5 protein-coding genes are annotated in these 7493 nt (G+C 60.6%); 4 read left to right on the forward strand and 1 reads right to left on the reverse strand.

The annotated features are described in order from the left end of the window. Positions 1–180 precede the first annotated feature (180 nt). The 4 genes from Q0106_RS10965 to Q0106_RS10980 all read left to right on the forward strand — a co-directional run bounded on the left by Q0106_RS10965 (position 181) and on the right by Q0106_RS10980 (position 6505). Positions 181–2331, forward strand: coding sequence for an ATP-binding protein (locus tag Q0106_RS10965; protein WP_297612843.1), 2151 nt, complete (start codon positions 181–183; stop codon positions 2329–2331). A 45-nt stretch (positions 2332–2376) separates the two neighbouring features. Next, entirely contained in the window at positions 2377–3123 is a 747-nt protein-coding gene (locus tag Q0106_RS10970; protein WP_297612846.1) for a response regulator transcription factor, read from the forward strand. A 124-nt stretch (positions 3124–3247) separates the two neighbouring features. After that, a complete protein-coding gene (locus tag Q0106_RS10975) occupies positions 3248–4786 on the forward strand; it encodes a flavocytochrome c (RefSeq protein WP_297612849.1) in 1539 nt (512 codons plus the stop codon). A 222-nt stretch (positions 4787–5008) separates the two neighbouring features. After that, positions 5009–6505, forward strand: a complete 1497-nt coding sequence (locus Q0106_RS10980; protein ID WP_297612852.1) for a hypothetical protein — start codon at positions 5009–5011, stop codon at positions 6503–6505. Between the two features lie 178 nt (positions 6506–6683). Here the strand turns inward: Q0106_RS10980 and Q0106_RS10985 are convergent, their stop codons facing one another. Then, positions 6684–7460, reverse strand: a complete 777-nt coding sequence (locus tag Q0106_RS10985; RefSeq protein ID WP_297612855.1) for an FAD-binding protein — start codon at positions 7458–7460, stop codon at positions 6684–6686. Positions 7461–7493 lie beyond the last annotated feature (33 nt).

Consider the following 7493-nt stretch of genomic DNA (forward strand, 5'->3'; position numbering starts at 1 on the left):
AGAGAGCTGAACAAAGGAACCACCCCGGTAAAATTGGTGGATTCCAGCTAACGGCCTCCCTATCCTCAAAGCTGCTTCAGAATTCCCGACGGGAATCGGCTCACTCCGCCCGCGCACCTTTGCTGTGGTAAGTTCGAAGAACTGATCCTTGCTTCAAAGATTCCTTTTCCCGACGACCTCATGCAGTTTCGCAAAGCGCTCACTGCCGCCACGGCTGCCGTAGCCATCATTCCCATCGTCGTGCTTGCCGCCTTCGAGTGGCGGAGCGTCCTCAGCGAAATGGATGCGCTCGAAAAGAGGCAGAGAATGACGGCCGAGCGCATTGCAGAAGCGATCAATGCGAGACTCTCCTCTGCTCTCGAACTCATGCTCCTCGCAGCCTCGGAACTGCCGGAACTCTCCTCTGCCGAAGCAAGAAACAGAACGCTCGCCCATATCGCCCGCGCCGAACCGGCGTTTCTCAACCTGCACTTCGACACGCCCGAAGGCATCTCCAGGGGCTTCCATCCGCTTCTCAACCCGGCGGGCGTTCCCAACAACGGTGTTGATCACCGCGGACGCAGGCACTGGAAGGAACGGCGAACCGATGCACCCTACTGGATCTCTGCGAGCTTTGAGGCAACCGGTGCTGCTGATGAGCGCATCGTCAACATCGGCGCTCAGGCGAGAACCCGGTCCGGAGAACTGGCCGGCTTCGCCGTCTGCGCGCTCGACCTCAAGAAGTTTGCGGCGCTCGCCGCTGAGTACGAAAATCCCGGCGACGCAATCTGGATTACCGACAGCAAAGGCGGAATTCTCTATGCTTCCCGCGGGCTTGAAGCCGCGCCCATCAGTGCTTTTGAGGCGCTCATCCCGAAAGGCATCCCAACTGCTCCAGGACCGATTCCCTTCAAGGCCTCTCAGGGCCAGAAAGTCCTCGAGGGATGGTTTGCCGAAACCGGACTCAACGGAGACTGGCGCGTGATGGCTGCAAAGCCCAATGCGCTGCGTCAGATGGAACTCACCGGAATTGTTCTCCGGAGCCTCTTCCTCATTCTCTTTGTTCTTGGAGCCTCCGGTTTGGCAGGCATGCTCGCCCGCCGCCCGATTGAAAAGGCGCTCTTCAAGCTTCAAAGCCAGGTAGCGGCGGCGAGACCCGAGCCGCTTTCCTGTGAGCGCATACATTCGCTCTCCGAGTTCGAAGCGCTTCAGGCTGAATTCGGCCGTCTGATGAAGCGGCTCTCCATCGCCCGAGAGGAAATCGAGTCGGTCAACCGCCGTCTCGCCGACGAAGTCGCCCGACAGACAAAAACGCTCCGAACTCAGATGGAAATGCTCTCCAGGATTTTTGAGAGCCTTGCGGACGGGCTTCTTCTTCTCGACCAGGAGGGCGTCATTGTCTGGACCAATCAACGCGCGGAGCGCCTCTTCGCGGCATCCGCCTCCGTAAAGATCCTCGGCTCAGCTGCCGGAACGCTTTTTGCACAATGCCTGCAGGCGGGCAACGCATCTCCCGACCCGGAGGCCGTGCTCTCCGGCGGTACGCACCGGCTTCAGCTCAGATCCGCTTCCGGCGAACGGTTTCTCGACATAACGGCCTTTCCCATTGAGGGAGGCGACCGATTCGCCCACGGCGTTCTCCTTCATGACGCTACGGACGCCGCCAGAATGGAAAGTCTCAAGGAGAATCTCATCGGCGTCGTGGCGCATGAGCTCAAAACGCCGCTCGCGGCCATTGCGCTCTCTGCAGAAACACTGGCCAACAGGGATGCCGGCTGGAGCGAAGAATTCCAGGACGACCTGCTTCAGGGCATGCGCCGGGAAGTCGGAGCGCTCCAGCAGCTCATTTCCGACTGGCTCGACGTGGCGCGCATCGACGGCGGCACCTTCATCATTCAAAAACGGATCGTGCAGCTGAAGCCCATCATCCTCCGCGCGCAGAAGCGCGTCCGGGCGCTCGGACCGGCTCAGATCCGAATCACGATTGAGCCTGACGCAGAGTGCGTCAATGTTGACCCGGACCGGTTCCTCCAGCTTCTCACAAATCTCCTCTCGAACAGCGTCCGCTACCGGGCCCTGGAGCGCGAGTGCATCATTGTCGTTCATGCGGAAAAGAAGCACTCCGAGCTTCTCCTCTCCGTTTCCGACAACGGCATCGGCATTCCCGAAGGCGAGGAAAGGAGAATCTTCGACCGCTTCTATCAGGTCAACATGGGAATGCGCCGAAGAAGCGGCGGCACCGGTCTCGGCCTCGTCATTTCGCTCGCGATCGTGCGCGCCCACGGCGGAACGATTGAAGTCGCGAGCAAGCCCGGCGTCGGAAGCACTTTTACCGTCAGAATTCCCTATTAAATGGATTCACGCCCATCCTCCCTGCCGCATTTCTCAAAATCAGCCATGACAACTTCCAGTCCCGACGCCGTCCGCCCGCTCATTCTCATCATCGACGACGAAAGCAGAATCCGCCGTCTCGTCGCAGCGAATCTCGAAACGCTCGGCTACGACACGGCCCAGGCCGCTGACGGCGAAATCGGGTTCGACATCTGGAAGCGCCTCGACCCGAAGCCGCAGCTCATCGTGCTCGACCTGATGATGCCCGGCATGGACGGCTTCGCCTTCCTTCAGAAGATTCGGGAGAAAAGCGAGGTGCCCGTCATTCTGCTCACGGCCCGTTCGGAACTCTCCGACAAAACCAAATGTCTGAAGGCCGGCGCCGACGACTACCTTGTGAAGCCCTTTGCCATGGAGGAGCTTGCGGCGCGCATCGCAGCGGTACTGAGAAGGACTTCCGTCAGGGCCTCTGCGGCGGCAGGTGCGCCCCGCGCGGAAGAATTTGTCAACGGTCCGCTCATCCTGGTCCCGGAAAAACGCGAATGCCGTTGGGAGACAACGCCCATCCGGCTTTCCGACACGGAATTCCGGCTCCTTCTGGCGCTCGTGAAGCACCCGGGCGCCGTCATAGCTCACGACGCCCTGATCCGGGAGGTCTGGGGCGCCGAGCACCTCGGCGAACTTTCGCTCCTTCGGGTCGCCTTCGCCCGCATCCGCAGAAAGCTCTCGGAAGCCGGCGCCGACGGCTCCGTCATCTCTTCCTACTCGGGCGTCGGCTACGTCATCACCGACCTCTCGGAATCCTTTGATTGAAATCTTTTTGCAACCTCCGTCAACGCCATTGATGCGGGCATGAAATCTTCTCCCTCTAAGCTGTCTTCCATCACACGGGAGCCCTGACCGGCTCCCTTTTGAAAGATCAGAAGGAGACGAAAAAATGAACCCGCAGTCCCGCCGCCAGTTTCTTACCCGTTCCGCCGGAGCCGCTCTCGGCGCCGCCGCTCTCGCGCCTTTTGCCGCGCAGTCCGCGCACGCCGCGCCGGCCGACCGCAAATGGGATGAAGAAGTCGACGTGATCGTGGTCGGCACGGGCATTGCCGGGACGATTGCGGCTATTGCCGCCGCTGAAAAAGGCTCCAAAGTCCTGATGCTCGAGAAAATGTCCTTCCCCGGCGGCACGTCTCTCGTGTCCGGTCTCGACTTTGCCTGCGTCGGCTCGCCGCTCCAGAAGGAAAAAGGCGTCAAGGACTCCCCCGAACTCCTCGCCGGCGACATGGCGAAGGTTTCGGGCGGCTTCGGAAGCTATGAACGAGCTCTCCTGATGGCGCAAACCACCGCCCGCGTGGAAGCCTTCCTCACCGCCCACGGCGTCAAGTGGGACGGGCGTCTTCTCAAGCTCGGCGGCCACAGCGTTGCGCGCGGTCTTTCCGCCCAGGGCGGCGGCGCCGGCATGCTTTCCGCGCTCTGGAACTGGATGAAGGCGCATTCGGACATTCAGATCCGGACGAAGTGCCGCGCCGAGGAAGTGCTTTTGAATGACAAAGGCGAAGTCTCAGGCCTCCGGGTTCGCGAAGGCTATGTGTTCTCGCGCAATGCGGACGACGACTGGGCGAATGCAACCGGCGTCATGAAGACGATCCGCGCCCGCCAGGCGGTGGTTTTCGCGACCGGCGGCTATGCCCAGGACAAGGCCTTCCGTTCGTCCGAGGTTCCCTTCCTTGCGGGCGTTGTATCGACCACCAATGCGGGCGCCACTGCCGGCTCCTTGAAGACCCTCGAAGCGGCCGGCGCTCAGGCCGTGCAGCTTTCGCTTTTCCGCTTTGCCTATCCGCTCCCGACCGAAGACATGATCTGGGGCATGCTCATTGACCCGGCCACCGGGCGCCGCTTCATGAGCGAAGGCGAAACGCGCAATACGCTCGCGAGCGCCGTTCTCCAGCATCGTCTGCGCAACGGCGACCGCAAGCCCTTCATCGTCTGGGACGAAAAGGCGCTCAAGAAGTTCCACAACATGAAGCGTCTCGAGCAGAGTCTTGCCGACAAGAACGGCATCGACGGCGCGATTCTCAAGTTTGCGTCGCTCGAAGAACTTGCGAAGCACTACAGCACCGACGGCAAGGCGCTCAGGGAAAGCCTCGCCCATTACAACGAACTGATTGCCGGCGGCAGGGACACTGAGTTCAATAAGCCCATGGAGCGCTCCGGGCGCAAGGTGGAGCCGCTCTCCGCGGAAGGCCCCTTCTACACGATGGTCGTGACGCCGCGCCTCAACTACACCCCGGGCGGCATCCGCACCAATGAAAAGGCTCAGGCCATCCGCCTTCGCGACGGCGCTCCGATTCCGAGACTCTATGTTGCGGGCGAAGCTTCGGGCGGCCTTCACGGGCAGGAGCGCCTCACGGCCTGCTCCATGCCGGACTGCTCATCCTTCGGCCTGATTGCAGGGGAAAACGCGGCTGCTGAAAAGCGCATCTGAGCGACTGCCGGTCGCGTCCCCGCCAGAAAACGTCCGCTTCTTCCTCACGCCCAGAGCCTGAGGGAGAAGCGGACGCCGTGAAGCCTCTTCCAGGATAACTCTGCCATTCCTGGAAGAGGCTTTTTTGTCCGTCATCTCATTCAGATCTGCCGCGCCGAGATCGGCAAAATGTGCGATAGTCCGACATTGTTGACATTCAGGCGGCCGGACGGGCCTTTTATCATGGAAGCTTCAGACGTCAAAATTCTCGAAAATCCCAAGCGTCTTCGTCAGATTCGCGATCAGATGGTCGTGCGCGATGTAACGCTCGACAGCGACGACACGGTTTATCCCGCGCTCACCGCGCTGATTGCCCGGACGCTCGAACAAACCGGGCTTGTCGAAGACATGTCCCAGGCGCTCGGATACAACCCGGCGCTCACGCTCCATCTCCTCAATGCCGCTGTCGGCTCGACCGCCTCCTCTCTCCTCACGGAGAGCTTCAGACGGAAGGACCTCTCCGACCTCACCGACCGGGCCGTCGTCTCGCGTCCGAGCAAGCTTTTCGGTTCGGGTGCTCTGAGCGAAATGGAAATGACCGACCTTTTCCGAGAGATCAGCCGGAGCCCCAACCTCCTCCCGCGCTTCAACGCTGCCCGCATCCGGCGCTCGGGCGCGAAGCGCCTCGCCGTTTCCATCGGCATGGAACCGATCGTCCGCTGCAGCCCGAGCTTCGCGAGATCCTCGATTTCCATTCTGGACTTCACTGAGCCCTATGAGCCCAAGATTCTGGGCGGCTTCCCGTCGAAAGCAAATTATCCGGACTGCGCCAAGGCGGCGTTCGAAGCCGTTCAATGCCTCCTTGACCGCACGGGCGCCCTGAAGGAGGGCTACGACGTCACCGTAGTCGACTGGATTACCTCGCCTTCCGACTTCCGGTCGCTTGCCAAGCTCGAAAAGAAGGGCTTCAGGTTCTTTGCTCAATCGAGCATCGATCTTGAACCTGCTGAAGGAATCGCCCGGAAGCTCGTGAAAAAGGATGCGGACGATAATCCGGAATGGAAGAAGACGGGCAGCTCCACTGAAACCATTTCCGGCCTGGAGCTCCCTCGTCTTGAGAAACCGGTCTCGGCCGTGTTTCTGCATGAAAAATCCTATGAAGACGCAGCGGCCGAAGGCCTCGAATGGATACTGAACGACGGGGGCCTCACGCAGGAAGAATTCCAAAAGAAAAGAGAAATCTGCGGCTTCCAGGCGTTCTTTACCAACAATGCCGGGCTCGATCTCATGAATGCCGAGGGAATCTGGTACCAGAACTTCGACGCGATCCCGCATGATGCAAAGACCATCGCCGACTGCATGGACGCCTACAACGGCACCGGCTTTGAGGGTGCTTCGCCTCAGGGACGGTTCTTCATGACGTACGTCGTCATCGCGGTCGTTGATGCGCTGTACGCGAAATATCTGAAGAAGGTCGGCGTCGACGACGAATATGACGGGATTGACGGCTACCCGGACAACTTCATCGCCTCGCTTGTGAGGCTCCAGACGCTCGGCGTCGTGCGGGACGAGGGCGCAGCCGAAATGCGCTTTGCCTCTTCCGACCATGAGCTTCAGGCGTGCCGCGATGCCGCCCGGATCTACGATGCGGAGGACCTCCTCGAGTCGGCGCAGAAAGCCTGGGACGGGACCTCCGTCAACCCGGTACTCGCACGCATCCGCGCCGCATCCAAGTCGTAAGTCCGCGTAAGCGCTTCCGCTTTCCGCCAGCCGGAGCAGAAGCAGTAATCCGATCTGCACATAAGAGAGAGCCGCCGGGACCCGAAAGTTCCGGCGGCTCTCTTTCGTTTTCATCCCCGGCGGCGCTCCAGACGCTGCGCCGTCTTAGGAAGAAAACGATCGGTCAGGACCAAAGGAATTACTTCCCGGCCTTGATGGCTTCCGCAATGCTGTCGGCAGCAACGCGGCCCGACGTAAGGGCCCAGCCCACGTTGGCGCCGGCAGGCGAGTCGCCGCCCATCGTGGTCGCAAAGCGCGGCTTCTGCTCGACGATGTAGTAGGGGCCTTCAGCGGAAATCTCGGCCTTCATGTACTGAACCGGACGGTCGAAGTCCGCATCCTTCTTGGCCTTCACGAACCCGTTGTACTTCGCAACGGTCGCCTTCAGGTTTTCGGCATTGATGCCCGCCAACTTCGCCACGCCTTCGATCGTATCGGCCTTCACGAAGAGCGGCGGGGTCTTGCCGCCGTTGGCCAAGTACTTGTCGGCATCCTCATGCGAAACGCCCGTTTCGGGGAGGCGCTTGTAGAAGCCTTCCCAGGACTTCTGATCCATGAAGACATAGGCCTGGCCGTTGGGGTTCTTGAGCATCGGCTCGAGAATGTGGCGGTTCGAAGCCTTTTCATTCACGAAACGGACGCCGTTCACGTTGACGAGAATGCCCGCCTGGTCAAAGGCGCCGACATTGGCGTAAATCGTGGACTTGGCCTTGCCCGGAGCGACTTCGATGCCGTTCGGATAGCGCTTGCCGTACTGGAGGAGCTGGGTCTTGACGCCCAACTTCTCGGCCATCTGGAGGCCGTCGCCAGTCGAGGAGACCGGACCGTAGTAGAGGACCTTCTGCATTTCGGGCGTGAGGAGCGACTTGTTGTTGCCGTAGCCGCCCGTCGTGAGAAGGGCATTGGCTAGTCGAATAAAATGTTATCAAACCTCCCATAACGCGCAGAA

Source organism: uncultured Sutterella sp. (assembly GCF_937923675.1).
Taxonomy (GTDB): Bacteria; Pseudomonadota; Gammaproteobacteria; order Burkholderiales; family Burkholderiaceae_F; genus Sutterella.

What these genes read in the sequence shown, in the direction of transcription:
- Q0106_RS10970 (WP_297612846.1), top strand. Translation starts at nt 2,377, where the DNA reads ATGACAACTTCCAGTCCCGACGCCGTCCGCCCGCTCATTCTCATCATC.
- Q0106_RS10975 (WP_297612849.1), top strand. Translation starts at nt 3,248, where the DNA reads ATGAACCCGCAGTCCCGCCGCCAGTTTCTTACCCGTTCCGCCGGAGCC.
- Q0106_RS10965 (WP_297612843.1), top strand. Translation starts at nt 181, where the DNA reads ATGCAGTTTCGCAAAGCGCTCACTGCCGCCACGGCTGCCGTAGCCATC.
- Q0106_RS10980 (WP_297612852.1), top strand. Translation starts at nt 5,009, where the DNA reads ATGGAAGCTTCAGACGTCAAAATTCTCGAAAATCCCAAGCGTCTTCGT.